This window comes from Bacillus taeanensis (genome assembly GCF_003318295.1).
Taxonomy (GTDB): domain Bacteria; phylum Bacillota; class Bacilli; order Bacillales; family UBA6769; genus Maribacillus; species Maribacillus taeanensis.
Genome location: NZ_QOCW01000033.1, coordinates 13,212 through 25,846 on the forward strand (window position 1 = coordinate 13,212; position 12,635 = coordinate 25,846).

The 12,635-nt window shown below is 37.2% G+C and carries 10 protein-coding genes; 2 read left to right on the forward strand and 8 right to left on the reverse strand.

Translation table 11 applies throughout. The features are described from left to right. Nucleotides 1–3: 3 nt before the first annotated feature. Both DS031_RS21185 and DS031_RS21190 read left to right on the forward strand, forming a co-directional pair. The gene (locus tag DS031_RS21185; RefSeq protein WP_113808195.1) at nucleotides 4–978 is read left to right on the forward strand and encodes an LCP family protein; all 975 of its coding nucleotides are present in this window, start codon (nucleotides 4–6) and stop codon (nucleotides 976–978) included. Nucleotides 979–1,248: 270 nt separating this feature from the next. After that, a complete protein-coding gene (locus DS031_RS21190; RefSeq protein WP_113808196.1) occupies nucleotides 1,249–2,616 on the forward strand; it encodes an LTA synthase family protein in 1,368 nt (455 codons plus the stop codon). A 128-nt stretch (nucleotides 2,617–2,744) separates the two neighbouring features. Here the strand turns inward: DS031_RS21190 and DS031_RS24525 are convergent, their stop codons facing one another. The 8 genes from DS031_RS24525 to DS031_RS21230 all read right to left on the reverse strand — a co-directional run bounded on the left by DS031_RS24525 (nucleotide 2,745) and on the right by DS031_RS21230 (nucleotide 12,619). Beyond that, nucleotides 2,745–3,620 (reverse strand): polysaccharide deacetylase family protein, encoded by an 876-nt coding sequence (locus DS031_RS24525; protein WP_113808197.1) that lies wholly within the window; start codon nucleotides 3,618–3,620, stop codon nucleotides 2,745–2,747. Between the two features lie 2 nt (nucleotides 3,621–3,622). Beyond that, a complete protein-coding gene (locus DS031_RS21200; protein WP_181833276.1) occupies nucleotides 3,623–3,922 on the reverse strand; it encodes a stalk domain-containing protein in 300 nt (99 codons plus the stop codon). A gap of 116 nt (nucleotides 3,923–4,038) precedes the next feature. Next, nucleotides 4,039–5,112: a polysaccharide pyruvyl transferase CsaB gene (gene csaB, locus DS031_RS21205; protein ID WP_113808199.1), complete on the reverse strand. Its 1,074-nt coding sequence runs from the start codon at nucleotides 5,110–5,112 to the stop codon at nucleotides 4,039–4,041. Further along, nucleotides 5,109–7,028, reverse strand: coding sequence for a DUF5693 family protein (locus DS031_RS21210; protein WP_113808200.1), 1,920 nt, complete (start codon nucleotides 7,026–7,028; stop codon nucleotides 5,109–5,111). The genes csaB and DS031_RS21210 overlap by 4 nt, the downstream gene beginning before the upstream one ends. A 94-nt stretch (nucleotides 7,029–7,122) precedes the next feature. After that, nucleotides 7,123–8,178, reverse strand: coding sequence for a glycosyltransferase family 4 protein (locus DS031_RS21215; protein ID WP_113808201.1), 1,056 nt, complete (start codon nucleotides 8,176–8,178; stop codon nucleotides 7,123–7,125). 156 nt (nucleotides 8,179–8,334) lie between these two features. Continuing rightward, the gene (locus DS031_RS21220) at nucleotides 8,335–9,900 is read right to left on the reverse strand and encodes a putative polysaccharide biosynthesis protein (RefSeq protein WP_113808202.1); all 1,566 of its coding nucleotides are present in this window, start codon (nucleotides 9,898–9,900) and stop codon (nucleotides 8,335–8,337) included. A gap of 1 nt (nucleotide 9,901) precedes the next feature. Beyond that, nucleotides 9,902–10,645 (reverse strand): WecB/TagA/CpsF family glycosyltransferase, encoded by a 744-nt coding sequence (locus DS031_RS21225; RefSeq protein ID WP_113808203.1) that lies wholly within the window; start codon nucleotides 10,643–10,645, stop codon nucleotides 9,902–9,904. A gap of 126 nt (nucleotides 10,646–10,771) precedes the next feature. Beyond that, nucleotides 10,772–12,619, reverse strand: coding sequence for an S-layer homology domain-containing protein (locus DS031_RS21230; RefSeq protein WP_181833277.1), 1,848 nt, complete (start codon nucleotides 12,617–12,619; stop codon nucleotides 10,772–10,774). Nucleotides 12,620–12,635 lie beyond the last annotated feature (16 nt).

Sequence of the window (12,635 nt, forward strand, 5' to 3'; positions counted from 1 at the left end):
CGAATGCGTCGGACACAAGTAAGAAAAAACAAGAGAAAAAAGCGTTTTTTCTCCTACATCATTGCAGTGCTTTTACTAGTTGGGATTGGATCTTTAAGCTATGGCGGATACCTTGCATATAAGTTTGCAAATGCCACCTCAGATGCAAATCAGGAGTTAGAACGCGGCGAAAAGTCAGCAAGAAGAATTGCACCGGTCGATCCGAGCAAAGATAATTTTTCAGTATTATTTGTTGGGATTGATTCGAGTAAAACACGTGTTGAGGAACGAAATTTAAGTGAAGATCACAGCCGAACGGATGCTCTTATTTTAGCAACCTTTAATAAAGACAAAGAATCAGTTAAAATGGTCAGCATTCCGCGTGATTCACGTATAGAAATTGTTGGAAAGGGCTTTAACGATCGCATTAACCATGCCCATGCATTTGGGGGAATTGATATGACTGTTGCGACCGTTGAAGAAATGTTCGATATTCCGGTTGATTACTATGTAACACTTAATTTTAATGCATTTATCGATATTGTAGATACATTGGGCGGCATTGAAGTAGATGTACCATTTGAAATAACAGAACAGGACAGCCAAGATAACCAAGGGGCGATTACACTTAAGCCTGGTATTCAAACATTAAATGGCGAAGAAGCTCTTGCATTTTCACGCTATCGTAAAGATAGTGATATTTACCGGGGCGCTCGTCAACAGGAAGTTATTAAAGCAATTGTAAGTAAAAGCATCTCTATTACAGCTCTTCCAAAATATGATGAAATCATTGATCATTTTGGTGAAAATATTTTAACAAACTTTTCATTAGGAAACATTGTTGCATTAAGTAAACATTCTGGTTCTCTTCAAGACATTGAATCGTTTATGTTGGAGGGACAAGACCTATGGCTAAACGGTGCCTACTATTATCAGCCAAATGAGGAATCTGTTGAAGAAATCTCGCAAACATTTAAAGAACATCTTGCACTAGATTAATGAAAAATAGTTGACTCGTAGACTGCGAGTCAACCATTTTTTCTATCAAGGATGTCCAGAGTAACTCTTCTTTAAGCGTGAAAACGATAAGGAGGGGAAGTTCATTCTTGTATGAATTTTTCAAGCATAAATGCTGTTATATAAAAACCTTCTTTTTTCTGAAGTTCCCGGTTTTCCGTTATTTTATTATAAATTTCTTCATTACCGTTTCAGAAAAAAGTGTTAACACCTATTCTGGCTCTTTCCCTTGCCCTATCTTTTGGAAATTTTATGCTTCACAAAGATGAATTTATCTCAAATACAGTCGTGGCCGCAGAAGGTCAAGGACTTTTAAATTATCAAGTTGTAGAATTCTACTCTGGCGCTGAAAAAGCAAAGCCGCTCGCAGATATTGTCGCAGAAAAAGAGCTTCAAGAGGAAATTTATCGCTTAAAAGGAATTGAACCTCTTTCACCGGAACAGAGAAAGTATTTCGGCATTGCCGATGATTATCACTTAGTTGCTGTTCAATTTGAAGCAATGCAGGAGTTTCCAATCGGCTTAGAAATTGAAGGAAAAGAAGTTACACCGTTTATGAACGAGCTATTAAAAGAAAGTTTCTATTTTCCAAACGTTTATCAGCAAGTTGGCGGCGGAAACACATCGGACGCAGAATTTATTATGAATACGGCTTTATTTCCGGATGCCTATACACCAACATCTGAAAAATATGGAAAAAAGGCTATTCCGAGTTTACCAAAGCTTTTAAAAGAACAAGGTTATACAAGCTTAACTTTCCATGCTGATGAAGTAGAATTTTGGAACCGTGACGAGTTATATCCTGCCTTAGGGTTTGATGCTTATTATGACGAGAAGTTTCTCGGAAATGAAGATATGATTGGTTTTGGTGTTTCAGATGAAGTCCTATTTAAAAAAGCGGTAGAAGTTATCGCAGAAAAAGATGCACAAGGTGAAAAAGTTTACAGTCATTTAATTGGCGTAACAAGCCACCATCCATTTAAAATTCCTGAATCAAAAAATGTCATTGATCTTCCAGCAAGATTTAAAAATACACTTGTTGGTGATTATATTCGCTCCATGAGCTACTCTGATTTAGCGCTTCAATCACTTGTCAATGATTTAAAGGAAAAAGGCTTATGGGAAAAAACCGTTCTGCTTGTTTACGGCGACCATTTTGGACTGCAGGACAGTACAATGAGTGAAAAAGATAAAAAGCTCGCCAGTGAACTTGTTGGTCGTGAATACAACTTGTTGGATCGCTTTAACATCCCTTTACTGATTACAGTGCCTGGAAAAACAGATGGACAAGTATTTGAAACAATCGGCGGGCAGCTTGATATGATGCCAACAGCCGCAAACTTACTCGGTGTTTCGTTAAATAACTACATTCATTTTGGACAAGATTTAGTCAACTATGAAGAAAACTTAATCGGTGCCCGCTATTATTTACCGGTCGGCTCCTTTATTAACAAAGATATTTTCTTTAAACCGGAAAAAGGATTTGAAGATGGAAATGCTTATCAAACTGACACATACGAAAAAATAGCAGACTTCTCAAGCTATAAAGGAGATTATGAGCGTATTTTAAAACTCGAATCTCTTTCAGATTCTTATCTTGACAACCTGCCAAACCGCTAATAAGAAAAGCGCCTTTACAGTGTAAGGTTATTTGACTCGAGGGGGTAGGCGCTGGAGCTGGACACCAAAACTTTCTTTCTTATCTAATAACAAAAGAGAGGTTGACTTCTAGTCAACCTCTCTTTTGTTTAGTTTACAAACTGTGAAATATGTTCTTCAATGTCTTTTCCACTGTCATGGCCATCTACATTAATTCTTAGAAGCTGAAAGCGGTTTGCTTCTTTATGATTTAGTCCTGGCGCAATCGTCATCATCACTTCATAACCTGCTTTTTTGCCTAACTCAACAGCTGTTTCATTGGAAACACCGTATGGAAACGATAATGTGACAACCTTATTGCCCACATGTTGTTCAATCAACTGTTTTGATTGCGACAAATCATTGTAAACACGCTCTTTATATTCCTTTTCTGTTTCAAGCTTTTCGCCATGTGGTATCGGTGAAACAAGAAGCGGCTTCATTACGCCATCTACTTTCGCTTTTTTATGGGAATCAAATGTATGACTTTGAATTTCTACAAGACCAGAATCATACATTTCTTTCGCTTCCTCCCACGTAAAATGCGGATATTTATCAAGCAGCTTTCCAACTGTATTGACAACAACATAAATGGTTGCCTTCATGTTTAATTCTTTTAAAATCGGGAATGCTGCTGTGTAGTTGCTTGTATACCCATCATCCATTGTGATTAAAAGAGGCTTTTCTGGAAGAAGGATTCCTTCCGTCAAATATGCTAATAAATCATGATCCATAATCGTTGTATAACCTTGTTCTTTTAAATAAGATAACTGCTCTTTAAACACTTCCGGATCGGTAATAATGGAACTAGCTTCGCCCTTCATAAAATGATGATACATTAATACAGGAATAGTAAAGCTAGATTCATAGTTTAACTGATCTTCTTCTTTATCCCAATTCATCGTAACATTAAAAACTTTTGTTATAAATGGCGCAGGCACCAATGTGCGGTTCTCTATAAGAACGGCCTTCTCTATTAATGGCATTTTTACCCATTTACAACAGCATACTCTTCACCAATTGTTAAGGTCACAATAACTCTGTCTTTTAAAAGAGTCACCTGTTTTTCAGTATGATTCCAAGCTGCTGCTGCCCCGATCTCTTCTGAAATTTTCCGAAGCGGCACAAGCAGATTTTCCTCAGACTTTTTAATAGGTGCTGCATCAAAATCTATGATATTACCATTAACGGAAACTTGAGTGGTGTTTGTAGCTAACACAGAAGTACTATTTAATACTGCGATTGTTAGACAAACAAGTAATAGTAAATAATATAGTTTGTTAGTCACTATCATTTCCCCTTACATCTTTTCACATTTTACACACAGCTTCCATTATAATACATATATCTAATAAGATACATACAAAAAAAAGGATTCTTTTTGTAAAAGAATCCTTTTTTATCTTATTTTTTTAAAGCTTGGACCACTTTTTGAGCAAGTTCAGACGTCTCCAGTTTTAGTCTGCTTGTGAAAAACTTCAGCTTTGTTTCTTCTTTTACTTTTTCTCGTAACTGCAGGGACAGCATATTGAAAAGCTCTTCTTCCTGCCACTCATCGTCAACATGTCCAATTTGCGGCTGTTCAGCCATTTCAGCAAAAGAATCAATTTTTGGATCATATGAAAGCGCAACAAAAGGTGTATGAGTGACCGCTGCAAAAATAAGAGCGTGCAGCCTCATTCCAACTAATAGATCAGATGCTCCAATAAAAGCAACTTTCTCATGAATTTCAGCATCATAAGGAGCAATCACACTTTTTTCCTTCATCATTTCAGCCGCTCTTTTTGAGGTTATATCATCATGTTCACCGTGCATCGGAATAAAGACAACTTCACTGCCAGCTTGTACACAGCGATCTAACGCTCCCGCGATTTTTTGCAAATAATTTTGCTCACTCGGCCAATCACGTACCGATACACTAATCACATTCCCTTGAAAGTTTTGTTTTGTAAACCAGTTGTTTTCTTCGTCTATTACATCAATACCAAGGACCGGATCAGGCACTAATTCAATTGGCTTCTTAATGCCGATCTCTTCTAACAATTTTTTAGAATCTTTATCACGCACACTAATAAACGCCGCTTTTGAAAGCACATGTTTGATAAAGCGTTTATGATATGGGATAGCGACAGGGCCAATTCCTTGTGCATAAATAAAAAAGGGTTTTCGTAAAATGACTGCCATCATCATAATTCCTAAATAATATGGAATCGTTTTTCGACCTGTTTTATCCTGGAGCAAACTGCCGCCCCCGCTAATCAACCCATCGGCATTTTTTAACGTCTTCATTATTTCTGGTATTTTCCAACGATTGACCGCTTTGACACGATACGTTTTTTCCGTATAAGCGGGGTCATTTGATAGGACGACAATTTCAATCGCTGGATGCTGTTTTTTTAATGAAGCAATGATTGAGTATAAAATCGCTTCATCTCCAACATTATTAAAGCCATAATACCCTGATAAAACAACTCTCATTCTTTCCACCTCACAATCGCTTTTTCCGCATATTTTGAAAGCCGCTTATAAAGAACAATCAGGACCGCTCCGATAATAAAGCCAAAGAACAAGCTGTAAAAAGAGCGCAGCAGCGAAACATACAGCGGAATATGCAGATGTGTAAAGGTATTAACGAGCGATAGAAAGCCAATCACACTTGGAATGAATAAAAGACGTCCGTTTTTAGTTTTTGCTGATACATAGAGCGCCACTACAAAAAGCGGAAAACCAATTAAAAATTCTTTCGTTCTCGGGCGCACATAAAGAATGTTTTCAAGCGTTTGGCGAATTTGAAGTTCTAATCCGCTCACAACGGCATCATTTCCTGAACGACTTACATAATAATAAAGCACCACACCGATTAATCCGATCAAAAATAAATGACCATATTTAACAGTTTTGCGATAAAGCGCTAAGACAAGTGTTTCTATCTGATCTGCTTTAAAAAACGGGATTACGACATATAAAGCTGTCACCACAATTGGCAGAACATAGAGAAGCTTTACCCCTCTAAATTCATCAATTTTTACTAAAAAGTCATTTCCATAAAGAAGAGCGGAAATAAACCATGCACCTAATAACGCAATGCCTGCTGCCTTTATATAATGAAGAAAAAGGCTTGACCATTTTTGTTGAATGTTTCGTGCCGATAAAACAGCATAAACAGCAGCTGTCAAGCTTACCGCCAATGCGAATCCTTTCATTAATAAACTAAAACTTACAATATATAATCCTGCCGCCGCCATACTAAGAAGCAGGACAGCTGGTAAAGCAAGCTTTGGCATTAATGCTTGGGTTGCTAAACCAATGAACGCAATAACACCGACAATCGCTGCAATTCGTGCCCAGCTATAATCCTTCATTGCTGCAAATGGTTCAGCATTGCCTAAATGAAAAGTACTTGGCATTTCGTTCTTTACATTTGAAATAAATGTACTACTATCCTTTAAAATTCCCTTAGCTTCATCTAAATCACCTATACTACTCTGCATATCGTAAATGTGAATATATAAATTTCGAATGTTCCGTTCTTTTACCGCACGAATCAATTTTTCCTGGTTTGAACTGCTGTTGTCTGCATCTGTACTAAAAAGACGAATAATGTTCTCATCCATTGTATGGGCAAAGGACAAATCACCTTTTTGATTGGCAAATTCAATCATTAAAAATGAATAGCCGCTGTTTTTAAATTTCTCCGCATTTTGAATAACTTCTCTCATATCACGAAGTTTTTCGGAATCAAATCCAAGCACTTCTTCTCCAGTGAACAAAATTTTATTAGCAAATGGCGGAAAGTTTAACATTTCCTCTTCTACAATAAATTGATTAGATGAATCAATGTCATTGCTTATTCTCGCTACAAGCATAAAGCCGTAGTCTTTAATCGTATTTAAAGAAGTTGGATCAAAGCCAAGCGGTTTATTAATAATACTTCCTTCGCCTTCTTCAACAAAATAAAGCGTTGTCTGCTTTGTTTGAATTTCTGTTAGCTGTTCACCGAAAATTTTATAGACATTTTCTAACAGAGGATGCTGCTCATCAACCACTTGAAAAAACACGCCCTCTTCTTCTGGAAAACTGTTTGGATCAATATTTTCTCCTGTTAGCGCAAAAAACATCCGAATGTCTTTTTTAGAACTTAAAAGCAGGACTCCCTTTTCCTGTAAAGTCCACAATGTTTCTGGGGTTAAACTTAATGATTGAACACCTGCTTCTTTTAATGATGTAAACACGTTATCTTTATTAAGTCCCTCGTTCATTAAAGCTTCCGCTTCCTCATAGGGAACAGTAATTTCATACGTATTATTTTGCCATTCTGTTTTTACGCGTTCACTAATTAACGGAACAGTAAGTACAAATGAAATAAGCAGCAGTACGATTAAGCTCTTTTTCAAAACGACCATCCTTCCACATATCATTCTCTCTAGATTTTAACAGAAAAATGGCATCAGCATAAACATACTGATGCCCCAAACGCCCTTTATATTTTTAAGAAGCTTTTTTTACATTTGAAATTCGGCGAATAAATTTTAACATTGGACGATAGTTCGCATCCACGAGTCCAATCATTTCTACTGTTAATTCAATAAGGAACAGCAGGACTGTAATAATAAAAACGGATCCCCATAATGTTGTCATTGAAAACAGCATGGCTGCTGCACCGAAGATGGCACTCATTGCATAAATAATTAATACTGTCTTTTGGTGTGAAAACCCTAATCTTAACAAGCAATGATGAAGGTGTGATTTATCAGGCGCCGACAATGGTTTCTTATTCACAAAACGGCGAATGATCGCAAAGAATGTGTCTGAAATTGGTACACCAAGCATAATTACCGGAACGACTAGAGAGAATAACGTAATGTTCTTAAAACCAAGCAGCGATGTTACCGAAATCATAAAACCGAGGAACAGTGCTCCTGTATCACCCATAAAGATTTTGGCAGGATGGAAGTTAAAAATAAGAAATCCTAGCGTACTTCCTAATAAAATACATCCCATCGCAAACACAAATTCATTTCCATTAATAATCGCCATAACCGAAACAGTCATAAGCACAATGGATGATACCCCAGCTGCTAATCCGTCAAGACCGTCAATAAGATTAATGGCATTTGTAATTCCAATAATCCAAAGCATTGTTAATGGAATTCCAAAAATCCCTAAATTAAGCTGCGTGTTAAACGGTAAATTAATAAATTGAACTTCAACACCACCATAAATAACGACAGCAGCCGCTAATACTTGTCCAAAAAGCTTGACTTTTGGAGAAAGCTGTAAGATATCATCCGCTACACCAGTTACAATAATGATAAAGCTTCCAATTAAAATTGGAATTAAATATGGACTTTCCGGCTGCAGAACCGCAAATCCAATTAACGTACTAATATATATTGCCAAACCGCCTAATCGAGGCATAATTTTTTGATGAACTTTTCTTGGATCAGGTTTATCAGTTGCACCAATTTTAAAAGCAAGCTTTTTTACAATTGGTGTCAAAAGCACTGCTGAAATAAAACATAAAAGCAATGTTACATATTCCATTTTGACACTCCCAGTACTTTAAAATTTTTATACAATCATGTGCAGCAAAATTATCTTTTACACTCAAAAAATTATACCACACAATTTTCAATTCAGATAAAAGAATTTTCGACTATTTTTTGTTTTTTTATGTTATTTTCTGTAAAAATAGTCGTTCTATAAACGTTCTCTCTTAAAAAATTTTCCTATTAGCGGGAACGATGAAAGTTCTTGACGAGACAAACCTTTTAGCACAACGACAAATACTACATAAACCATTGCTCCAATAACAGCTGCAAGCCCGCTGTAAACCAGCGCAAACAGCCTTGTCCATTCTTTAACAGCTAACCAATAAAACGGCAGCACAAGAATAATGCCCATGACAATACTTCCGCCAAAGAAGACAGACCATTCCTTTGTAAGACTGCGAAATGGAATCTCCTTCTTTATAGCCTGCGCATTAAGAAGGACAATCATGAAATAAACAATTAATGTTGAAACAGCAGCACCAATTAATCCGTAATAAGCAACAAGCACAAAGTTTAACACTACTTTTAAAATACCGCCAACTACAATAATAACAGCAGCGAAAACAGATTTATTTATTCCCTGCAGGATTCCTGTTCCTAAAACGGCGAGTGACATAAAAACAGAACTAAATACGGTAACAGCGAGCACATCACTTCCCTCAAAATTCGTAAATAGCGCTAGGTTAAGCGGCAGTGTTAACACAAGCATTCCGACTGCTGCCGGCCATGAAATGAAATGTGTCATTTTAAAAGAGCGCTCTATTATTGTTTTCGCTTCTGCTTCATTTTTTTTGGCCATCATCGATGTAATTAACGGAATTAATGGCAATACTAACGATGTTGAAAAAACGGTCGCAATTTGAACAAGCGACAATCCTCGACCGTATATGCCATACAAATACCCGACCTCTGTTTCTTTAAAACCTGCAAGCTTTAAAGAAAAAGGAATGGTAACCGAATCAACTAAATTAATTAATGCCATCGTTAAAGCCCCGATACAAATCGGGATCGACAGCTTTAAAATGCGTGCTGACCAAAATTTAAAAGCAGTAAAATTATAAGATCCTTTTCCTTTTGGTTTTACAGGCGAACGTGAGAAAAGCGTCCGTAAATAAACAAGCGAGCTCAGTGCGCCAATAATAGAACCAACCATAATCCATGCGGCAATTTGTTCGGATGAACTTGACTTTGATACTAAATAAATCGCAATCACAATCATTAATCCAACGCGTACAAACTGCTCAATTACTTGTGAAATGGCGGTTGGCTGCATGTTGTTATGACCTTGAAAAAAGCCGCGGTAAACAGCCATATAAGGCGCCACTAACAGTGTTGCCGATACGAGAATAAGTGAATATTTAGTGCTTTGACCGCCAAGCAGTTCAGCGAGCGGTGCTGCAAACGCGTAAATGAATCCAAAGCCGAGCACACCGAAGGAAAAAGCTAAAATGGATGCCGTTAGAAAAATACTGCGCACATTTTCTTCATTTTTTTCTGCACGTGCTTCAGAAATTAATTTTGAAATTGCAATTGGAATACCGGCAACCGAAAGAATGAGTGCTGTCATATAAACTGGATACACAAGGCTGAAAATTCCTAACACTTCATCACCGGCAATATTTTGAAGCGGAATTCGAAAAATACTGCCCAACACTTTTGAAATAAGTGTTGCAAGTGTTAAAATAAGCGTTCCTTTTATAAATGACTGTGCCATCTTACCCTTCACTGCCTTCGTTTTTACGTTTTTTCACTTCGAGCATAAATAATGGAAGAACGAGCATTCTCCGCCAACGAGATGGCTGTTTAACTAAACGATAGAGCCACTCGACATTTAATTTTTGCCAAATAACAGGCGCACGCTTCACTTCGCCTGCAAGAACGTCAAAGCTTCCGCCTACACCCATAAAAATTCCTTTTTTATACATATCATAATAACTTGCAATCCACTGTTCCTGTCTTGGAAATCCAAGTGCTACAAACACGAGGTCTGGCTCTTTTTCTGCAATCTCTTTAGCAATTTCTTTGCTTTGTTCTTCGTTAAAATAACCGTCATGGAACCCAACAATGTTTACATTTGGATATTCGTTTTTGACATTGGATACCGCTTTTTCAAGTACTTCAGGTTTTGCGCCAACCATATATACTTTTAACGCTTCATCATTTGCAATTTGTAATAAACCGCGGAGCATATCATAACCTGTGACGCGTTCTGTCATCGGCTCGTTCAGCATTTTTGCCGCCTTTACAACACCAATGCCATCAGGTGTAATATAAGTAGCTTTTTTTAAGAGCTGTTTATAATCGGAATCTTTTTCTGCAAACATAACTATTTCAGGATTTGCCGTGACGACAAATGTTTTTTCTTCTTTTAATAAGTGACTTTTTAAACAAGCGAGCATGTCCCGCATTGTTGTATTTACAAAATCAACGCCTAAAATCGATACTTTACGAAAAGACATTTTTCTCTACCTCTTATCATTTAAATTTAAATTTCATACAAACATATCAAATATAACACAAAGGGAATGCAACAAAAAGATGCTGCATTCCCTTTACCATGTACTTTAATAGTTCGTTTTCTTTTTTTATTTTACGACCGGAACTGCTTTTACCAATGTTCCGTATGAGCCATTGCTGTACACATAGTTTTTCTCAAAATTATAGCCGTTAATATTCATTGCAGCCACTTCATACCAAACGCCGTCTTTTTGCGATACTTCATTTAAAACAAGCACACTTACGCCTGGATAAGGCAGTGCAAATGCTTTTGTTGTACTGGAAACGTTTGGTTCTGTGCGAACGTTAAGATCCGGCACTAGCGAAACTGCAAGTGAATAACGATTAACTTCTCCACCTTTTAAATATTGATCCGCACGATACATAATTCCGGCAATCTTTTGTCCCCAATATGGATCAGACGCATAGCGGACATTCATACCAATGCCTTTGTTTCCTAATAGTGCGCCATTGTATCTCCAATTTCCAGTGTTAAAATATTGAGCAACAATATATGTTTTTGCCGCTTCATAAATACCTTCTTCTAAACTTTCAAACGTATAAGCATTTTCATATGGATTGCTGTCAACGGCACCTAATCCAAATAAATTGTTTTTATCAACGGCAATTTTACTCGTTCCCCAGCTGCTTTCATGAATCGCATGTACTAAGAAATAAAGAGCGTTAATGCCATAGTCGCTTTCCGCCTTTTTAAAAGCATGTCCCATTTCGGCAAGCGGACTGTTCGGATTCTGACTTTTCACAAAGCTGTTCAGCTGTTCTGCCGTATAGCTTGTTTTTGTATAAAGAGGCATCATATTAAAATATTGATACGCTTCGCCAACTTGTGAGCCAACACTGTTTGTAAATGTTGAACCATTCCAGCTGTAATAACGCTCGCCCTCTTTCATAAACATTGGTGCTTTTCCGTATAAATACGTTCCCACATATGACGCAGTAATCGGACTGTAAATTTTATGATAAAGCGCATTGTTGGAAACATAATAATAGGAGCGTTCTTTGATCATTTTTGTTGGCACAAGGGTTATTTTTTCTTTTTGCACATATCCTTGCGCATTGGCAATTTCAACTTTTACAAACTCTTCACCTGTGTCAAGATAGTTTAACTCTGTACCTGTTGCAACGTATGTTTTAGGAGAAGAGGAAACAGATGGACTTGTATAAAGCACTGTATAACCATTTGTCGTCACAATTCCTGACTTCATCCAAACGATTTTATTCCCGTATACAACTACTTGGTCGCTGCCTGCATTTGCTGCGGCATCAGCATATGTTTCATAACTTTTTAATTCTTTTAATGAACCATCGCTGTTAATAGAAGCGACTTTGTAATCAGCACTTGCTGGTGTTTCAATCACTTTAAGCATCCCTAAAATCACGGCTGCGGCATCAGCACGCGTTGCGTTTCCTTTTGGATCAAATTTATTGTTATAACCTTGAATTAAGTTTAATGAATAAATTCGTTCCAATGGTTCAATATAAGTGGAATTAATTTGATCTTTATCTGAGAATGGCAGCGGCTCTCCTTCTGTTACAATTCCTTTGCTGTTTAAAGCACGATCAAGCAGAATCGCCATTTCTTCTCTCGTAATCTTTCTTTCCGGCTTAAATGTCCCATCTTCATAGCCGCTGATTAAATTAGCTGCTACTGCTTTTTGAACATCTTCAAAAAAGAGGTGTTCTGGCGGAACATCAGAAAAAGGCGGTACTTCCTCGACATCTGAAAGTTCCAAGGAGCGGTTTAAAAATGCGACAAATTGTCCGCGTGTGACCGGGACATCTGGTGCATAATTGTCATTTCCGACCCCAGCAATAATTCCCCGCTTATTTAATTCTAAAATATCTTCTTTTGCCCAATGATTCTCAATATCTGAGGCAAATCCGACTGCAGTAAAAGTAAAAAATACTGCGATCATACTGATCATTCCTACG

Coding starts and splice junctions, on each gene's coding strand:
- DS031_RS21185 (WP_113808195.1), top strand. CDS start 4: ATGCGTCGGACACAAGTAAGAAAAAACAAGAGAAAAAAGCGTTTTTTC.
- DS031_RS21190 (WP_113808196.1), top strand. CDS start 1,249: ATGCTTCACAAAGATGAATTTATCTCAAATACAGTCGTGGCCGCAGAA.
- DS031_RS24525 (WP_113808197.1), bottom strand. CDS start 3,620: ATGCCATTAATAGAGAAGGCCGTTCTTATAGAGAACCGCACATTGGTG.
- csaB (WP_113808199.1), bottom strand. CDS start 5,112: ATGAGAGTTGTTTTATCAGGGTATTATGGCTTTAATAATGTTGGAGAT.
- DS031_RS21215 (WP_113808201.1), bottom strand. CDS start 8,178: ATGGAATATGTAACATTGCTTTTATGTTTTATTTCAGCAGTGCTTTTG.
- DS031_RS21220 (WP_113808202.1), bottom strand. CDS start 9,900: ATGGCACAGTCATTTATAAAAGGAACGCTTATTTTAACACTTGCAACA.
- DS031_RS21225 (WP_113808203.1), bottom strand. CDS start 10,645: ATGTCTTTTCGTAAAGTATCGATTTTAGGCGTTGATTTTGTAAATACA.
- DS031_RS21230 (WP_181833277.1), bottom strand. CDS start 12,619: ATGATCGCAGTATTTTTTACTTTTACTGCAGTCGGATTTGCCTCAGAT.